General features: G+C 66.9%; 24 protein-coding genes. 1 reads left to right on the top strand and 23 read right to left on the bottom strand.

Annotated features, from left to right (window positions below; genetic code table 11):
* Positions 1 to 48: 48 nt before the first annotated feature.
* From rplO to AC4NN1_RS12240, 23 genes are all read right to left on the bottom strand, one after another.
* Entirely contained in the window at positions 49 to 609 is a 561-nt protein-coding gene (rplO, locus tag AC4NN1_RS12350) for a 50S ribosomal protein L15 (RefSeq protein ID WP_020098645.1), read from the bottom strand.
* The gene (gene rpmD / locus AC4NN1_RS12345; RefSeq protein WP_020098644.1) at positions 609 to 794 is read right to left on the bottom strand and encodes a 50S ribosomal protein L30; all 186 of its coding nucleotides are present in this window, start codon (positions 792 to 794) and stop codon (positions 609 to 611) included. The genes rplO and rpmD overlap by 1 nt, the downstream gene beginning before the upstream one ends.
* Complete coding sequence (rpsE, locus tag AC4NN1_RS12340; RefSeq protein WP_020098643.1) at positions 794 to 1,480, bottom strand: 30S ribosomal protein S5; 687 nt, start codon at positions 1,478 to 1,480, stop codon at positions 794 to 796. Before rpsE ends, rpmD begins: the two co-directional genes overlap by 1 nt.
* Complete coding sequence (gene rplR, locus AC4NN1_RS12335) at positions 1,477 to 1,836, bottom strand: 50S ribosomal protein L18 (protein WP_018187337.1); 360 nt, start codon at positions 1,834 to 1,836, stop codon at positions 1,477 to 1,479. The genes rpsE and rplR overlap by 4 nt, the downstream gene beginning before the upstream one ends.
* A 2-nt stretch (positions 1,837 to 1,838) precedes the next feature.
* Positions 1,839 to 2,375, bottom strand: a complete 537-nt coding sequence (gene rplF, locus AC4NN1_RS12330) for a 50S ribosomal protein L6 (protein ID WP_018187338.1) — start codon at positions 2,373 to 2,375, stop codon at positions 1,839 to 1,841.
* A gap of 6 nt (positions 2,376 to 2,381) precedes the next feature.
* Positions 2,382 to 2,780 carry a 30S ribosomal protein S8 gene (gene rpsH / locus AC4NN1_RS12325; RefSeq protein WP_018187339.1) on the bottom strand — a complete coding sequence of 133 codons (399 nt, stop codon included), beginning with the start codon at positions 2,778 to 2,780 and terminating at the stop codon, positions 2,382 to 2,384.
* A 134-nt stretch (positions 2,781 to 2,914) separates the two neighbouring features.
* Entirely contained in the window at positions 2,915 to 3,505 is a 591-nt protein-coding gene (rplE, locus tag AC4NN1_RS12320; protein WP_018187340.1) for a 50S ribosomal protein L5, read from the bottom strand.
* A 2-nt stretch (positions 3,506 to 3,507) separates the two neighbouring features.
* Positions 3,508 to 3,867 (bottom strand): 50S ribosomal protein L24, encoded by a 360-nt coding sequence (gene rplX, locus AC4NN1_RS12315; protein WP_018187341.1) that lies wholly within the window; start codon positions 3,865 to 3,867, stop codon positions 3,508 to 3,510.
* A 2-nt stretch (positions 3,868 to 3,869) separates the two neighbouring features.
* Positions 3,870 to 4,238, bottom strand: coding sequence for a 50S ribosomal protein L14 (gene rplN, locus AC4NN1_RS12310; protein WP_018187342.1), 369 nt, complete (start codon positions 4,236 to 4,238; stop codon positions 3,870 to 3,872).
* A 3-nt stretch (positions 4,239 to 4,241) separates the two neighbouring features.
* A complete protein-coding gene (gene rpsQ / locus AC4NN1_RS12305) occupies positions 4,242 to 4,571 on the bottom strand; it encodes a 30S ribosomal protein S17 (RefSeq protein ID WP_018187343.1) in 330 nt (109 codons plus the stop codon).
* Positions 4,571 to 4,885 carry a 50S ribosomal protein L29 gene (gene rpmC / locus AC4NN1_RS12300; RefSeq protein ID WP_018187344.1) on the bottom strand — a complete coding sequence of 105 codons (315 nt, stop codon included), beginning with the start codon at positions 4,883 to 4,885 and terminating at the stop codon, positions 4,571 to 4,573. Before rpmC ends, rpsQ begins: the two co-directional genes overlap by 1 nt.
* Positions 4,885 to 5,304, bottom strand: coding sequence for a 50S ribosomal protein L16 (gene rplP, locus AC4NN1_RS12295; protein ID WP_018187345.1), 420 nt, complete (start codon positions 5,302 to 5,304; stop codon positions 4,885 to 4,887). Before rplP ends, rpmC begins: the two co-directional genes overlap by 1 nt.
* On the bottom strand, positions 5,304 to 6,059 hold the full coding sequence (gene rpsC, locus AC4NN1_RS12290; RefSeq protein WP_018187346.1) for a 30S ribosomal protein S3: 756 nt from the start codon (positions 6,057 to 6,059) through the stop codon (positions 5,304 to 5,306). Before rpsC ends, rplP begins: the two co-directional genes overlap by 1 nt.
* Positions 6,059 to 6,454 (bottom strand): 50S ribosomal protein L22, encoded by a 396-nt coding sequence (rplV, locus tag AC4NN1_RS12285; protein WP_018187347.1) that lies wholly within the window; start codon positions 6,452 to 6,454, stop codon positions 6,059 to 6,061. Before rplV ends, rpsC begins: the two co-directional genes overlap by 1 nt.
* Positions 6,455 to 6,494: 40 nt before the next feature.
* Positions 6,495 to 6,776: a 30S ribosomal protein S19 gene (gene rpsS / locus AC4NN1_RS12280; RefSeq protein ID WP_018187348.1), complete on the bottom strand. Its 282-nt coding sequence runs from the start codon at positions 6,774 to 6,776 to the stop codon at positions 6,495 to 6,497.
* Between the two features lie 12 nt (positions 6,777 to 6,788).
* Positions 6,789 to 7,628, bottom strand: a complete 840-nt coding sequence (gene rplB / locus AC4NN1_RS12275) for a 50S ribosomal protein L2 (protein ID WP_018187349.1) — start codon at positions 7,626 to 7,628, stop codon at positions 6,789 to 6,791.
* Positions 7,629 to 7,652: 24 nt separating this feature from the next.
* On the bottom strand, positions 7,653 to 7,952 hold the full coding sequence (gene rplW / locus AC4NN1_RS12270; protein ID WP_018187350.1) for a 50S ribosomal protein L23: 300 nt from the start codon (positions 7,950 to 7,952) through the stop codon (positions 7,653 to 7,655).
* Entirely contained in the window at positions 7,949 to 8,611 is a 663-nt protein-coding gene (gene rplD / locus AC4NN1_RS12265) for a 50S ribosomal protein L4 (RefSeq protein WP_018187351.1), read from the bottom strand. The genes rplW and rplD overlap by 4 nt, the downstream gene beginning before the upstream one ends.
* Before the next feature lie 2 nt (positions 8,612 to 8,613).
* Entirely contained in the window at positions 8,614 to 9,273 is a 660-nt protein-coding gene (gene rplC / locus AC4NN1_RS12260; protein WP_018187352.1) for a 50S ribosomal protein L3, read from the bottom strand.
* 11 nt (positions 9,274 to 9,284) lie between these two features.
* Positions 9,285 to 9,593 (bottom strand): 30S ribosomal protein S10, encoded by a 309-nt coding sequence (gene rpsJ / locus AC4NN1_RS12255; protein ID WP_018171443.1) that lies wholly within the window; start codon positions 9,591 to 9,593, stop codon positions 9,285 to 9,287.
* A 360-nt stretch (positions 9,594 to 9,953) separates the two neighbouring features.
* Positions 9,954 to 11,471, bottom strand: coding sequence for a sugar transferase (locus AC4NN1_RS12250; protein WP_363454869.1), 1,518 nt, complete (start codon positions 11,469 to 11,471; stop codon positions 9,954 to 9,956).
* A gap of 193 nt (positions 11,472 to 11,664) precedes the next feature.
* Entirely contained in the window at positions 11,665 to 13,446 is a 1,782-nt protein-coding gene (locus AC4NN1_RS12245) for a DUF4012 domain-containing protein (RefSeq protein ID WP_336124756.1), read from the bottom strand.
* Positions 13,447 to 13,456: 10 nt separating this feature from the next.
* Positions 13,457 to 15,589 carry a glycoside hydrolase 5 family protein gene (locus tag AC4NN1_RS12240; protein ID WP_491955472.1) on the bottom strand — a complete coding sequence of 711 codons (2,133 nt, stop codon included), beginning with the start codon at positions 15,587 to 15,589 and terminating at the stop codon, positions 13,457 to 13,459.
* 205 nt (positions 15,590 to 15,794) lie between these two features.
* On the opposite strand from AC4NN1_RS12240, the gene AC4NN1_RS12235 reads away from it, so the two are divergent.
* The gene (locus AC4NN1_RS12235; RefSeq protein ID WP_491955471.1) at positions 15,795 to 16,535 is read left to right on the top strand and encodes a polysaccharide pyruvyl transferase family protein; all 741 of its coding nucleotides are present in this window, start codon (positions 15,795 to 15,797) and stop codon (positions 16,533 to 16,535) included.
* Positions 16,536 to 16,539 lie beyond the last annotated feature (4 nt).

Here is a 16,539-nt window from a genome sequence, read left to right as displayed (position 1 = left end):
CATACGGCAACAGGGGCCGGAGGTTACCCTCCGGCCCCTGGCACGTGATTACTTGATCGAACCGCCAGCGGCGACGATCTTCTGCTCGGCCGATCCCGAGACCTTGTCGACGGAGACCGTCAGCGCGACCGAGATGTCGCCGGTGCCGAGCACCTTGACCTTCTCGTTCTTGCGGACGGCGCCCTTGGCGACCAGATCCGTGATGGTGACGTCGCCACCATTGGGGTACAGCTCCGCGAGCTTGTCGAGGTTGACCACCTGGTACTCGACGCGGAACGGGTTCTTGAACCCGCGCAGCTTCGGCGTACGCATGTGGAGGGGCATCTGCCCACCCTCGAAGCCCACCTTGACCTGGTAACGAGCCTTCGTGCCCTTGGTACCGCGGCCCGACGTCTTACCCTTGGAACCCTCACCGCGACCGACACGGGTCTTCGCGACGTTGGATCCGGGGACCGGACGCAGGTGGTGGACCTTCAGCACGCCGGGGCGTGCCGCATCCTTCTTCGGGGCAGCCTTGTCGGCGGCGGGCTTGGCCGCAGCCTTCCGGGTTGCCGGCTTCTTGGCCTTGGGCTCGACGGTCTCGACCGTCTCGTCCTTCTTCTCAGCCATCAGTCGATCTCCTCAACCTTCACGAGGTGCGCGACGGTCTTGATGTAACCGCGCGTCTGCGCGTCATCGGGACGAACGACGGAGTCGTTGATCCGCTTAAGACCGAGCGAACGCAGCGTGTCACGCTGGTTCTGCTTTTCGCTCACCTTGGACTTGACCTGGGTCACCTTCAGACGAGCAGCCATCATGCACCCACCTTTGCAGCCTTGGCGGCGTCAGCCTCGGCACGAACAAGACGCGCGGGCGCGACCTGGTCGAAGTCGAGACCACGACGAGCGGCGACGGCGCGCGGCTCTTCGAGCTGCTTCAGCGCCGCAACGGTCGCGTGCACGATGTTGATCGTGTTCGACGAACCGAGCGACTTCGACAGCACATCGTGGATGCCGGCGCACTCGAGGACGGCGCGGACCGGACCACCGGCGATAACCCCGGTACCGGCAGCAGCCGGACGGAGCAGCACGACACCGGCAGCAGCCTCACCCTGGACGGGGTGGGGGATGCTGGAGCCGACGCGCGGCACCCGGAAGAAGTTGCGCTTGGCCTCTTCGACACCCTTGGAGATGGCGAGGGGGACTTCGCGCGCCTTGCCGTAGCCGACACCGACGAGACCGTTGCCGTCGCCCACGACGACGAGTGCGGTGAAGCTGAAGCGACGACCACCCTTGACGACCTTGGACACACGGTTGATCGTGACGACGCGCTCGAGGAACTGGTTGTCGCCCCGGTCGCGCGAGTTGCGGTCGCGGGTCTGGCTGCGCTCGCGGCCACCGCGGCGCGGCTCGCGCTCACGCTCGGCGGGAGCCTCGGCCGTAGCCGCAGCCGCAGCGGGCTGCTCGGTCGCGGTCACTTCGTTCTCCTTGTTCTCGGTCACAGCTTCAGACCTCCTTCGCGAGCGCCATCGGCGATCGCAGCGACGCGGCCCGCGTAGCGGTTGCCGCCGCGGTCGAACACGACCGTCTCGATGCCGGCAGCCTTGGCACGCTCAGCAACGAGTTCGCCGACCTTGCGGGCCTTGGCGGTCTTGTCACCGTCGAACGTGCGCAGGTCCGACTCGAGGGTCGAGGCGGACGCCAGCGTGGTGCCCTTGCTGTCGTCGACGAGCTGAACGAAGACGTGGCGGGCGGAGCGGGTCACGACGAGGCGCGGACGCACCTCGGAGCCCACGATCTTCTTGCGAAGACGGAGGTGACGACGCGAACGTGCGTCGGACTTCGACTTAAGAGCCATGGTTACTTACCACTCTTTCCGGCCTTGCGGCGAACGACCTCGCCCGCGTACCGCACACCCTTGCCCTTGTACGGCTCGGGCTTGCGGATCTTGCGGATGTTGGCAGCTGCCTCGCCGACGGCCTGCTTCGAGATACCGGCGACGGTCACCTTGTTGTTGCCCTCGACGGTGAGCGTGATGCCCGCGGGAGCCTCGACCAGGACGGGGTGCGAGAAGCCGAGAGCGAACTCGACCGCCGTGCCCTTCTGAGCGACGCGGTAACCCGTGCCGACGACCTCGAGGCCCTTGGTGTAGCCCTGGGTCACGCCGATGATGTTGTTGTTGATGAGGGTGCGGGTCAGCCCGTGGAGAGCACGGGACTCGCGCTCGTCATCGGGGCGGGAGACCAGAACCTGGTTCTCCTCGACCTTGACCTCGATGGGCTGTGCAACGGTGAGGCTGAGCTCACCCTTGGGGCCCTTGACGGCGACGTCCTGGCCGGAGACCGAAACGGTCACGCCGGCGGGGATGTCGATGGGAAGACGTCCAATACGCGACATGTCAGATCACCACACGTAGGCGAGGACTTCCCCGCCGACGCCCTTCTGCTCGGCCTGGCGGTCCGTGAGGAGGCCAGAGGAGGTGGACAGGATCGCGACACCGAGGCCACCGAGGACCTTGGGAAGCTCGTTCGACTTCGCGTAGACGCGGAGGCCGGGCTTCGAGACGCGCTTGATTCCGGCGATCGACCGCTCGCGGTTCGGGCCGTACTTGAGGGTGAGGGTGAGGGTCTGGCCGACACGAGCGTCGGAGACCTCCCAGCCGGAGATGTAGCCCTCCTGCTGGAGGATCTCGGCGATGTGCGTCTTGAGCTTCGAGCTCGGCAGCGCGACGGAGTCGTGGTGCGCGGAGTTCGCGTTGCGCAGACGGGTCAGCATGTCTGCGACCGGGTCTGTCATCGTCATGAGTATGTTCCTTTAGTCATGAGGTTTCGACTGCCGTTACACGACAGCCGACCTTCTATGAATGAGCAATATTCAGTTGTGCAGTCGTTCGGCCCCGGAGCACGCCCCGAGGCCGAACGATCGATCTTATCGGATCACGCCTGAGCGTCGGCCGACTTGAACGGGAAGCCGAGGTGCTTCAGCAGCGCCCGACCCTCGTCATCCGTCTTGGCCGTCGTCACGATCGTGATGTCGAAACCGCGGACGCGGTCGATCTTGTCCTGGTTGATCTCGTGGAACACGGACTGCTCCTGGAGACCGAAGGTGTAGTTGCCGTTGCCGTCGAACTGGGCAGCCGAGAGTCCACGGAAGTCGCGGATGCGGGGCAGCGCCAGGTTGACGAGGCGGTCGACGAACTCCCACGCGCGGTCACCGCGAAGGGTGACGTGGGCACCGATGGCCTGGCCCTCACGCAGCTTGAACTGCGCGATGGACTTGCGGGCCTTGGTGACGACCGGCTTCTGGCCGGTGATCTTGGTGAGGTCGTCGACCGCACCATCGATCACCTTGCTGTCGCGCGCAGCCTCACCGACACCGGTGTTGACGACGACCTTGACGAGACCGGGGATCTGCATGACGTTCGCGTAACCGAACTCCTCCTGCAGAGCCTTCTTGATCTCGCTCTGGTACTTCTGCTTCAGGCGGGGCTGGATCTTGCCAGCCGCCGCGGCAGTTGCGTTGCTCATGTTCAGAGGTCCTTGCCGCTCTTCTTGGCGTAACGGACGCGGACGGTGCGCTTGACGCCGTCCTTGGTCCGCTCCTCGACGCGGTGACCGACACGGGTCGGCTTCTTGGTCGACGGGTCGACCAGCGCCACGTTGGAGATGTGGATCGGGGCTTCCATCGTCTCGATGCCGCCCGTCTTGGTGCCGCGCTGCGACTGACCGACACGGGAGTGCTTCGTGACGTAGTTCACGCCCTGCACGACGACGCGGTTCTGCTCGACGAGGACCTCGAGGACCTCGCCCTGCTTGCCGCGGTCGCCGCCCTTGTCCTGCTTGCGGCCGCTGATGACCTGAACCAGGTCACCCTTCTTGATGTGCGCCATGATCAGATGACCTCCGGTGCCAGCGAGACGATCTTCATGAACTTCTTGTCGCGAAGCTCACGACCGACCGGGCCGAAGATGCGGGTGCCGCGGGGCTCCCCGTCGTTCTTCAGGATGACGGCGGCGTTCTCGTCGAACTTGATGTACGAACCGTCGGGCCGACGGGTCGACTTGACGGTGCGGACGACGACAGCCTTGACCACGTCGCCCTTCTTGACGTTGCCGCCCGGGATCGCGTCCTTGACGGTCGCCACGATGACATCGCCCACGCCGGCGTAGCGGCGGTTGGAACCACCGAGAACGCGGATCGTGAGGATTTCCTTGGCGCCGGTGTTGTCAGCGACCTTGAGGCGGGACTCGTTCTGGATCATGGGTTACTTCGCCTTCTCGAGAATCTCGACCAGGCGCCAGCGCTTCGTGGCGCTGAGCGGACGGGTCTCGTTGATGAGGACGAGGTCACCGATGCCCGCGGAGTTCTGCTCGTCGTGAGCCTTCACCTTGGACGTGCGGCGGATGACCTTGCCGTAGAGGGGGTGCTTCACGCGGTCCTCGACCTCGACGACGATCGTCTTGTCCATCTTGTCGCTGACGACGTAGCCACGGCGGGCCTTGCGGTACCCACGGGCGTTGACGTCGCGGACGTCGTGCTCGGACGACTCGTGACCAGCGGCCACGGTCGCCTCGGCGGCATCCTTCTTAGCCATCACTCGGCCTCTTCCTTCGCGGCCTCAGCGGACTCGTCCGCCTTCTTGGCCTTGCTCTTCTTCGCCTTGGTGGCCGTCTCGACCGGGGCGGGGGTGGCACGGATGCCGAGCTCCCGCTCGCGGATGACGGTGTAGAGCCGCGCGATGTCGCGCTTGACCGCACGGATGCGGCCGTGGCTCTCGAGCTGGCCGGTGGCCGACTGGAAGCGCAGGTTGAACAGCTCTTCCTTGGCCTTGCGCAGCTCCTCCACGAGGCGCTGGTCTTCGAATGTGTCCAGCTCGCTCGGGGCGAGCGTCTTGGTGCCGACAGCCATTACGCGTCGCCCTCCTCGCGCTTGATGATGCGTGCCTTGAGCGGCAGCTTGTGGATAGCACGGGTCAGGGCCTCACGAGCGAGTTCCTCGTTGACGCCCGCGACCTCGAAGAGGACGCGACCCGGCTTGACGTTGGCGACCCACCACTCGGGCGAACCCTTACCGGAACCCATGCGGGTTTCGGCCGGCTTCTTCGTGAGCGGACGGTCGGGGTAGATGTTGATCCACACCTTTCCACCACGCTTGATGTGACGCGTCATGGCGATACGAGCGGACTCGATCTGACGGTTGGTCACGTACGCGGGGGTCAGAGCCTGGATGCCGTACTCACCGAAGCTGACCGTGGTGCCGCCGGTGGCGGCGCCGTCGCGCTTCGGGTGGTGCTGCTTGCGGTACTTGACCTTGCGGGGAATAAGCATCAGGCTGACGCTCCTTCTGCGACGGGGGCCTCGTTGCGCGGGCCACGGCGGCGGTCGCCGCCACGGTCGTCACGACGGGACTTCGGTGCGTTGGCCTGCTCGCGAGCGAGCTCCTTGTTGGTGAGGTCGCCCTTGTAGATCCAGACCTTCACGCCGATGCGGCCGAAGGTGGTCTTGGCCTCGTAGAAGCCGTAGTCGATGTTCGCGCGGAGCGTGTGCAGGGGCACACGGCCTTCGCGGTAGAACTCCGACCGGCTCATCTCAGCGCCGCCGAGACGGCCGGAGACCTGGATGCGGACACCCTTGGCACCGGCACGCTGCGCGCCCTGCAGACCCTTGCGCATCGCGCGGCGGAACGCCACACGAGCGGAGAGCTGCTCGGCGATGCCCTGGGCGACCAGCTGAGCGTCGGCCTCGGGGTTCTTGACCTCGAGGATGTTCAGCTGGATCTGCTTGCCCGTGAGCTTCTCGAGGTCGGCGCGGATGCGCTCGGCCTCGGCGCCGCGGCGGCCGATCACGATGCCCGGACGGGCGGTGTGGATGTCGACGCGGACGCGGTCACGCGTGCGCTCGATCTCGATGTTGCTCACGCCGGCACGGTCGAGCGACGTCGTCAGGAGACGACGGATCTTGACGTCCTCGGCCACGTAGTCGGCGTAACGCTGCCCGGGCTTGGTGGAGTCCGAGAACCAGCGCGACACGTGGTCGGTGGTGATGCCGAGGCGGAAGCCGTACGGGTTGACCTTCTGTCCCATTACTTGCTCGCCTTCTTGGTGTCAGCCGCAGCGGTGTCAGCGACCTCGGGGGTCGAGAGCACCACGGTGATGTGGCTGGTGCGCTTCTTGATCTGGAACGCGCGACCCTGGGCGCGGGGCTGGAAACGCTTCAGCGTCGTGCCCTCGTCCACGTAGGCGTTCTTCACGTACAGATCCTGATCGTCCAGGAACTCGTTGTCCTTGTCGGCCTTCACACGAGCATTCGCGACCGCGGCGGCCACGAGCTTGTAGATGGGCTCGCTGGCACCCTGGGGAGCGAACTTCAGGATGGCGAGAGCCTCCTGAGCCTGCTTGCCCTTGATGAGCGCGACGACACGACGAGCCTTCTGAGGGGTCACGCGGATGTGCTTCACGCGTGCGATGGATTCCACCATTACTACTCCTCCTCTTCCTCTCTCTGAGAGCGCCACCGCCTTAGCGGCGACGACCCTTCTTGTCGTCCTTCTCGTGGCCGCGGAAGGTGCGGGTGGGCGCGAACTCGCCCAGCTTGTGACCGACCATGGTCTCGGACACGAACACGGGGATGTGCTTGCGTCCGTCGTGCACGGCGATGGTGTGTCCCAGCATGGCGGGGATGATCATCGAACGGCGCGACCAGGTCTTGATGACGTTCTTGGTACCGGCTTCGTTCTGCGAGACGACCTTGCGAAGCAGGTGCTCGTCGACGAAGGGGCCCTTCTTAAGGCTGCGAGGCATCTTCCTCTACTCCTACTTCCGCTTCTTGCCGGCGTTGCGACGGCGAACGATCAACTTGTCGCTTTCCTTGTTGGGGTGCCGGGTACGACCCTCGGCCTGGCCCCAAGGAGTGACGGGGTGACGTCCACCGGAGGTCTTACCCTCACCACCACCGTGCGGGTGGTCGACCGGGTTCATGGCGACACCACGCACGGTCGGGCGGATGCCCTTCCAGCGGTTACGGCCGGCCTTACCCCAGTTGATGTTGGACTGCTCGGCGTTGCCGACCTCACCGATGGTGGCGCGGCAACGTGCGTCGACGTTGCGGATCTCACCCGAGGGCAGACGAAGCTGCGCGTAGGGGCCGTCCTTCGCCACGAGGCGGACGGACGCACCAGCCGAGCGCGCCATCTTCGCGCCGCCGCCGGGGCGGAGCTCGATCGCGTGGATCACGGTACCGGTGGGGATGTTGCGCAGCGGCAGGTTGTTGCCGGGCTTGATGTCGGCGCCAGCACCCGACTCGACGATGTCACCCTGCGACAGCTTGTTCGGGGCGAGGATGTAACGCTTCTCACCGTCGAAGTAGTGCAGCAGCGCGATGCGTGCGGTGCGGTTGGGGTCGTACTCGATGTGAGCGACCTTGGCGTTGACGCCGTCCTTGTCGTTACGACGGAAGTCGATGACGCGGTACTGGCGCTTGTGGCCACCACCGATGTGACGGGTCGTGATGCGGCCCTGGTTGTTGCGACCACCGGTCTTCGCCAACGGGCGAAGGAGCGACTTCTCGGGCGTCGACCGCGTGATCTCAGCGAAGTCGGCGACCGACGAACCGCGACGACCGGGGGTCGTGGGCTTGTACTTGCGAATAGCCATGTCTCTAGTCCTCTATCCCAGCTGTCAGCCGACGGCCGTGAAGATGTCGATGGTGCCCGACTTCAGGCTCACGATGGCGCGCTTGGTGTCCTTGCGCTTACCGGTGCCGAAGCGGGTGCGGCGGGCCTTGCCCGGGCGGTTGAGCGTGTTCACCGACGCGACCTTGACACCGAAGATCTTCTCGATGGCGAGCTTGATCTCGGTCTTGGTGGCGCGGGGGTCCACGAGGAACGTGTACTTGCCCTCGTCGATGAGCCCGTAGCTCTTCTCGGAGACGACCGGCTTCAGGATGATGTCGCGCGGGTCCTTGTTGACGGCGGTCATGCCGAGACCTCCTCGGTGGCGCCGGCCTTCGCAGCGACGAACGCGTCGTAGGCGGCCTTGGTGAAGACGATGTCGTCGGAGACGAGCACGTCGTAGGCGTTGAGCTGGTCGAACGTCAGCACGTGGACGTACGCGAGGTTGCGGACGCTCTTGACGGTCAGCTCGTCATCACGGGTGATGACGACCATGACGTTCTTGGTCGGCGCGAGCTGGCCGAGGACCGCGACAGCGGCCTTCGTCGAGGGAGCGCCTTCGATGCCGAACGAGTCGACAACGTGCAGACGACCACCGCGTGCCCGGTCGCTGAGCGCACCCAGGAGGGCGGCGGCGACCATCTTCTTGGGGGTGCGCTGCGAGTAGTTGCGCGGCTTCGGTCCGTGGACGATGCCACCACCGGTCATGTGCGGCGCGCGGATCGAGCCCTGACGGGCGTTACCGGTGCCCTTCTGCTTGAAGGGCTTGCGGCCGGCGCCCGAGACCTCACCGCGACGCTTGGTCGAGTGGGTGCCCTGGCGAGCCGCCGCGAGCTGCGCGACGACGACCTGGTGGATGAGGGGGATGTTCGTCTTGACGTCGAACAGTGCGGCGGGCAGCTCCACGGAGCCGGCCTTCTTGCCGTCTGCCTTCACGACGTCGAGCGCGAGAGTCGAGTCAGCCATGATCAGGCACCCTTCACTGCGTTGCGGACGTAGACGATGCGGCCACGAGCACCGGGGACGGCGCCCTTGACGAGCAGCAGACCCTTCTCGGCGTCGACGGCGTGCACCGTGAGGTTGAGGACGGTCACGCGCTCGCCACCCATACGGCCGGCCATGCGCATGCCCTTGAAGACGCGGCTCGGGGTCGACGATGCGCCGATCGAGCCGGGCTTGCGGTGGTTGCGGTGCGCACCGTGCGAAGCCGAGACGCCCTTGAAGTTGTGACGCTTCATGACACCGGCGAAGCCCTTGCCCTTGCTGGTGCCGACGACGTCGACCAGCTGGCCGGCCTCGAAGGTGGCGTCGACGGTGAGCTCCTGACCGAGTGAGTAGTCAGCGGCATCCGCCGTGCGCACCTCGGTGAGGTGGCGGCGCGGGGTCACACCAGCGGCGTCGAAGTGAGCCGTCTGGGGCTTGTTGACCTTGCGGGGGTCGATCTGGCCGTAAGCGATCTGAACGGCGTTGTAGCCGTCGCGCTCGGGCGTGCGCACCTGGGTCACCACGTTGGGGGCGACTTCGATGACGGTGACGGGAACGACCTTGCCGTTCTCGTCCCAGACCTGGGTCATGCCGAGCTTGGTGCCCAGCAGGCCCTTGGAAACCTTGGAGTTGATGTCAGCCATGATGATCGACCTCAGAGCTTGATCTCGATGTTGACGTCGGCCGGGAGGTCGAGACGCATCAGCGAGTCGACGGCCTTGGGCGTCGGGTCGATGATGTCGATGAGGCGCTTGTGGGTGCGCATCTCGAAGTGCTCGCGGCTGTCCTTGTACTTGTGCGGCGAACGGATCACGGCGATCACGTTCTTCTCGGTCGGAAGGGGCACGGGGCCCACGACCGTCGCGCCCGCACGGGTCACGGTGTCGACGATTTTGCGTGCCGACGAGTCGATGACCTCGTGGTCATACGACTTCAGGCGAATGCGGATCTTCTGTCCCGCCATTGTCTGCTCACTCTCTTTCTCGCGTCGTACCTCGGGGGCATTGGACGCACGGGGCGCTTACGCGCCGGGCACTTCTCCCCGCCCGGAGGCGAGGTGATCGGCACCGCTGTTCTGATGTCAGTCCGCAGGGCTACCTGCGGCATCCCGTCCCCGCGCACGCATGCGTGCAGATCCGTTTCCGGAGTGGGGTGTGGGGATGTGATGTTCTGCTGCCCGCGGCCTAGGCTTCACGCCTATGCACTGCCCTGGCAGTGATCCCGCGCAGAGCGCAGGAATGTGGAACCTGTACAGTCTACGTGCCGTCCGGGCGTGTCGCAAACCCGGGCGTGTCGCGCACCGGGGTACGCTCCCCCATCGGCCTCAGTGAGCCGTCCGGCCCGGCGCGATGACAGCCGTCAGCGTGCGCACCAGGATCTGCAGGTCCTGCATGAACGACCAGTTCTCGACGTAGTAGAGGTCGAGGCGCAGCGCGTCCTCCCACGACAGGGTGGACCGTCCACTGACCTGCCACAGACCGCTCATCCCGGGCTTCACACGCAGCCGGCGGTGCGCGGCGTCGTCGTACAGCGCGACCTCGGCGGCACGCTGCGGGCGGGGTCCGACGAGACTCATCGTGCCGACGAGGACGTTGAACAGCTGCGGGAGCTCGTCCAGCGAGTGCTTGCGGATGACGCGGCCGACCTTCGTGATGCGCGGGTCGTCGGCCACCTTGAACAGAGGACTGTCGTTCGTCCCCTGCATGTCCAGCAGACTTGCGAGCTGGTCGTCGGCGTCCGCGACCATCGAGCGGAACTTCAGCATCCCGAACTCGTCGCCGCCCAGGCCGATCCGCGGCTGGCGGTAGAGAACGCGCCCCGGCGTCTCCATCCGGATCGCCACGGCGGTGACGAGCATGACCGGGGAGAAGACGACGATGAGGGCTACGGAGCCGAACAGGTCGAACGTCCGCTTGGCGAACCGACGGACGCCCTCGAGCCGGGGGAACTCGACGTGCACGAGAGGCAGACCCGCCGCAGGGCGGGAATGGATGCGGGGGCCCGCCACATCGGTCAGCGCCGGAGCGACGACGAGGTTGCCGTTGCGGTCCGCGACATCCCATCCGAGTTGACGCATCATCTCGGGGTGGACCTCGTCCGCCTCCGCGACGATGATCGTGTCGGCATCGGTGGCATCCATCGCCTGCATCGCGTGGGCGAAGCCGCCGACGACCGGCACGTCGCCGATGGACTGCCGGCCGCGCGCATTCGTCACAACACCCACGATGTCGAATCCGGAGGTGTCCGCCCGCCGGATCGCGCGGATGATCATGCCGACCTTCGCCGGTTCTCCCAGGACGAGTGCGCGGTAGACGTACTTCGACCGGCGCTGCTGCCGCCGCAGCCAGATGCGCCACAGCCAGCGCGAGAAAATGAGCGCCACGAGACCCACCGGCATCGCGACGAGGAACAGACCGCGCGAGACCTCGATGCGCAGAAAGAACGCGACCGACACGAAGATCGCGAACACGGCGATCGTCGCGTTCACCAACCGGCGGTACTCCTGTTCGCCCGCACCGACGATGTTGCGATCCCGCGTCTCGAAGACGCTCAACGCCACCAGCCACACGATCCCGATCAGACCGAGGGCGACGTCGTACGGGATCTGCGGACCACTCGGCCACGTCACGTCCCGCTGCGTGTCGGGGAGGACCAGGAACCGGAAGGCCAACAGCACGGCGACGATGACGACGAGATCGCTGTAGGCGATGCGACCGCTGAACCGCGCCGGCCAATCACGCGCGGAGCGACGCGCGGGGACGACCAGCGACGGCTTGCTCGGGCGCCGGCCGAGGCGCCGCCCGATGCGAGTGCCCTGCCGTTCGGCGGCCCGCCTCAGCACGGGCACCCTTCGCCCGCCTGACCGGTGCGGTGACCCCACGCCGGAGTGCAAGCGGTCTGCATCACGGAGGTCTGCCTTCCTGTCGACGGCGCGGACGACGTCCACTCCTCCGGCAGGCCTCGCATCTTCGACGACGGACGGGTGCCGGTCTCCGAGGATGTTATCAAACAGCTGGAAATACCCGCTCAGCCGCTCAATGGCACGTGTCGGTGACCGTCGTCTTGGTCTCGTGGATCATCGGGGTGGTCCACAGCTCGAGGGGTCCGAAATCGCCCTTCCCCGTGAAGGTCGCGGTCACGGTGAAGGTCCCGCCGGGGGTCAATCGGGCCTGGAAGGGCTCGACGACCCGGCCGAGGTCGACGTTCCCCTGCCGGAAGGCGGAGGCACCACCGGTGGTCTCGGTGGAGGCGAGCTCCATTCCCGGAGGCGCGTACATGTAGACCTGCGTGCCGAAGTACTTCGCGCCCTGAGCCCGACTCTGCACGTACGTCGGAAGATCCTCGGCTGCACCCTGGGTGATGTCGAGCGAGACCTTGGCGGTGGTCGTGAGGGTCGTGACCCCATCGGCACAGGAGAGCGTCGATTCGACGGCCGTCTTCGTGTAGTAGTCGATTTTCGACGCGGAGACGTTGCGGAAGAAGACGCCATTCACCGTCTGCGCGGTGTTCTCCTTCGGCAGGATGCCGGACAGGCGTCCCGATTCACCGATGATCTCCTGCGTCTCGGCATCGCTGCTCCACGCGAGGATGCTGCCGCGGTTGATGCTCTCGGTCATGGCCCAGGCCATGTCCTTGATGTTGAAGTCGCCACTGGCGATCTTGCTGAAAACGGAGCCCGCCACACCGGCGAAGAAGGCGTCCGACTTGAGGTCGGGATCGTCGTACGGGTTCCACCACTTGTAGACGTCGCTCAGGAGGGTCTTCACGGCGTTGTTGTGATCGATGGTGATCCCGTCGACCTCGATGGGGCCGGTCGCGAGGAGGATGCGCTGCAGGGCGACGGGGTCCACCGAGATGACGCCGTCGATCCGCGTGTCGTCGATGTCGCGGTTCCAGAACGCCTTGACCATGGCGGCCGCCCCGGGCCAGTCGGGCTGCGACGGCGCGAGGTTGATGTAGCTGCCGTAGCGGCTGCCGTAGAGCGTCTTCGCGGACTCGGGCAGGTCGATGTCGACGAACGACCCCTCGACGAAGGAGGCGCTGCTGGCCTGGTTGGCGATCGCGAGGTCACCGGCATCGGCGGTGATGAGCGTCTGCGAGGCGGAGCTTCCTCCCAGAGGCAGGGCTTCCGCGTTGTTCTGGAACACCAGCAGGTAGTTCTGCTTCTCGTCCGAGCCGAGGAGTCGGGGCAAGAGATCGAACAGCGGCCCGGCGGCATCCGCCACCTCTGCTACCTGCTCGACGCCGGCCTTCACCGGCCCGACGAGACTGCCCGAAGCGGCGACACCCGTCAGCTCGCCGCGGAGCTTGTCGAGCTTCGGCGCTGCGGCCTCGATGAGCGGCAGCGCACGGGCGAGGATCTTGCCCTTGCCGTCATCCTGCATGGCGAAGACCGGGCGACCGACGCCGTTCGCGAAGACGTCGAGCGTCTCGGACGCCAGCCGCACGCCGCGGAGGTTGTCGCCGGCGAAGGGGAGGAACTCCGCCATGCGCCAGACCGGGTCGGCTGCAGCGCCCGCCGCATCCGCCGCGCCCGAGGAGAGCCGCGGAATGGCCTCGGAGACCTGCCCGCCGTTCTGAATGGACGCGACCGCCGCCTGCGCGGACTCGAGGCCGTTCTTCGCGATGACGACCTTCACGGCCAACCACGCGGAGAGCCCCAGGACGACGATCACGAGGCCGAGGACCACGCGGCCCACGATTCGGCGACGCGAGGCCTTGGGCTTGGCTTCGGTGGAGGCATCGGTCGACGGCGACGCGTCTCCCGCAGCTCGGGCGGCCGCTTCGCGGGCGCCGCGACGGGTCTCAGGAGGCATGGGTCACAGTCTATTCGGCGGGAGCCTGGGAGGCCGTCGGAGTGGGAGTCGGCGTCGGAGTCGCGTTGGCGGGCGCCGCGCTCGTCTGGACGAACTGGGGACGCGGGCTCACGGGGATCGTCACGACGCCGTCGACCGGGGCGACCGACCGGGTGGCCCCGTTCATGTTCGTCACGGCCACCGGGACGTCGCTCTTGAGCGTCATCGCGCCGTCGCCGGCGGGCGACCAGACGATGCGCACCGCATTCGCCTCGTCGCCGAAACGGTGCGACTGGATGCCCTTGCCCACGGACTCGGATGCCGCGAACGCACGCCCCTGGAGCTGCGAGATCATCAGGGCCTGGGCGTAGCCGACCGGCTTGGGCTGGAGAGCCGCGACGCCCTTGCTCTTCTGGTAGTACATGCCGAAGTTGCCCTCGTGCTTGGCGGGGTCCGGATCATCGTTGATGAGGTCGTACCAGAAGAACTTCTGGGCTCCGCCGGCGAGGGCGGTCGTCGCGGTCCGGACCAGGTAGTCGGCCTGAGCGGACACCGTGCGGCCGCCCGTCTTCGACGAGCTTCCGAGTTCAGTGATCCAGATGGGTCGCTTCCCGCCGCCGTAGGTCGACATGCTCTTGTCTGCTTCGTCGATGATGCCGGCGAGCGATTCGGGCTTGCTGGATACCTCGTACGGGTGGAAGCTCACGGCGTCGGAGTACTTCAGTCCGCCGGCACGCCACAGCCCGTCGAACCAACCCGACTCGTACCGCGCCGTCGCCCCCGAGATGATCGGGAGCTTCGGGTCGACCTTGCGGACCTGGTCATGCACGGACTTCAGCAGCGGCACGTAGCAGCGCGGCGAGGTGCCGCAGGAGGACTTGTTGAAGCGGGCGTGATTGAACTCGTTGTAGACCTCGAGCCCGACCAGGTCGAAGCGGTCGGCGATCGCAGCCGCGTACTTGCCGTAGGCGGCGATGGCGTTGCCCGACACCGGAACCTGCCCGTTGCCGTAGAGCCAGTTGCCGTAGTTGACGATGCCGAGCACCTTGATGTCGTGCGCGTGGAGGCGGGCGAAGCCGTCGACGTAGTGGTCCGCGAAGTCGTATCTCCCCTTCGTTGTCTCGTTGTCGCGCCAGAGGACGTCGTTGCGCGCCATCCCGATCCCGAGGGATGCCGCGAGGTCGGCGGCGCCGGCGTAGATCCCGTTCTCGACGTGCAGGCCCACCCCGAACCGGTCGTCCTTCGCGATCTCGACCCCGTCGAAATCGACGACGCCGAGAAGCGTCGACACCGACGTGCCGCCCGCTTCGACCGAGACGTCGTAGTACCCCTGAGGCAGGCCGGTCAGGTCGACACTGCTGATGGGGCTCGAGAGATCGGCCTTACCGGACGCGGCGACCTTGCCGGCGGCATCCAGAGCCTTCCAGGAAGCGGCGCCCTCGGGCAGCCGGACGGCCAGCACGGGTCGGCTCGCCGGCAGGATGAGGGAGCGGTTGAGGATGCGGTCGTCTGTCTTGACGTCCTCGAACGAGCCGTTGGCGACGGCGTTCGATCCGCCGGTCACCGCAGTGAGCGAGACGGCGTCGAGCCCGAGGCCGCGCACCGGGCCGGTGACGACGAGGCCCACCGCCACGGTGTCGGCGCCTGCGGGAACGCGGACGTCCGCGGTCACCTCGGACCATGCGGCACTGATGTCGGGGAGGGGGATCTCGGTGTCGCCGACGACGATCTTCGCGTCGACCGGCTCGGGGAACGCCGTGGCAGAGCGGACCTGCGCCGTGAAGGTGTACTGCGCACCCGCATCGACCTTCGCGACGGACTGGAGGACCGTCGTCTGCTTGTCGACCACGGGAGCGTCGACGTACGCGGCGACGGACCCGGCCGCGGCATCGCCGACCTGCGGCAGCACCCGGGCGACCGTGGTCGTCCCTGCCTGATCCCACCCGACCAGATCACCGTACGACGGCGCGGACTGCGGCTCCGGTGCCGGCTGCGGCTCGGGAGTCGGTGTCGGGGTGGGCGTCTGCTGCGCCTCGGCCGTCGGCCGCGTCGTGGGCGCCACGCCGTTCGAGGCGAAGGAGTTGGAGACGATGATCGCCGTCGTGAGCCCACCGGCGAGCACGACAGCACCGCCCGCGAAAAGTTGCCACTTCTTGATCCGCACCTGTCGCAGCCTCTCGATACGTCTACAGTCGGCCCCCATCCTCACAGATGTCCCTGGCCTCACCGAATCGGCGGATCGCTGCGCTCGGCCCGGCGAAGGGGGCGCGGCATCCGTCGACTAGGCTCGGGGCGTTCGCCGACCGAGATGAGGGACCGTGCCGCGCGTCGTGTATTGGAACCCTCGCCGGAAGCTCGGATCCGGTCGGGTGACGGCACGGATCCACGTGGGTCCGCGTGTCAACAATTTCGGCGACCTGCTCGGCCCGGAGATCGTGGCCCGCATCGCACGATCGCGAGGACTCGAGGAGCGGCCGGAGCTGCGCCGCATCCTCACCGTGGGCTCGATCCTGCACCTCGCCCGCCCCGGCGACGTCGTCTGGGGAAGCGGGGCGAACGTCAAGGAGCCCGCCCCGATCCCGAGGGACCTCGACGTCCGCGCGGTGCGCGGCCCGCTGACCGCGGCCCGCCTGCGTGAGGGAGGGAACCGCTCGAGCGAGGTGTTCGGTGACCCGGCTCTCCTCCTCCCCCACCTGTGGACGGACGACGAGCTCGGCATCGTGCGCGGCTCCGGCGGCACCGTCCTCGTCCCCAATCTGCACGACCGGCACCGCTTCCCCCCGACGGCGTTGTCGCCGAGGGGACCGGCGCTCGAGAAGGTCCGGCAGATCGCATCGGCGGATTCGGTGATCGCGAGCTCGCTTCACGGGATCGTCGTCGCGGAGGCGTTCGGCGTCCCCGCCGTCCTCGTCGCCGCGAGCACCGAGCCGGCTTTCAAGTACGAGGACTACTACGCGGGGACGGGCCGAGCGCTTCCCGTCGCGGCATCCGATTGGCGCGCCGCTCTGGACACGCCTCCTGCCCCTCCACTCCGCGGGTGGGATGCCGCGGCGTTGCTCGAGGCGTTCCCTGATGACCTCTGGAGCACATCGGCGGCACAGACGCCGTGAATCA

It is taken from the genome of Microbacterium sp. MDV22-iso44 (genome assembly GCF_058629135.1).
This window is presented reverse-complemented; position numbering and strand designations above follow the sequence as displayed.